1 protein-coding gene is annotated in these 389 nt (G+C 41.6%); it reads left to right on the forward strand.

The window, feature by feature from the left end; genetic code table 11:
- The coding region (locus FC15_RS02240; protein ID WP_162258394.1) for a transposase at positions 1-330 on the forward strand (330 nt) is incomplete at its 5' end.
- Between the last annotated feature and the right edge of the window lie 59 nt (positions 331-389).

Genomic DNA, 389 nt, shown 5'->3' on the forward strand with positions numbered 1-389 from the left:
GAAGCAGCCGAACTGAAACTGAATGAGTTCGCCAACAACTGGCATCAGACCTATCCCAAATTAATCAAAGATCTGCTTAAAATGCCGAATTTACTCACTTTCATGGACTTTCCACCAGCTATCCGGCAATCACTATACTCCACTAACCTGATTGAGAACTTTAATAAGCATCTCAAGCGCACCACCCACCACAAAGAACAATTTCCAACGGAAGATTCACTGGATCGCTTCCTGGTTTCTCAGTTTAATGTTTATAACGAGAAGTCTCTGAAGCGGATCCACCGAGGGTTCAAAGGACTCCAGGACACCTTGGAAGCATCATTTATTTAAGTTAGATACATATTATATGTACGAAGGCATTTCATTTACACAAGATTCTTGACGCTACC

The organism is Lapidilactobacillus concavus DSM 17758, assembly GCF_001435835.1.
Lineage (GTDB): Bacteria > Bacillota > Bacilli > Lactobacillales > Lactobacillaceae > Lapidilactobacillus > Lapidilactobacillus concavus.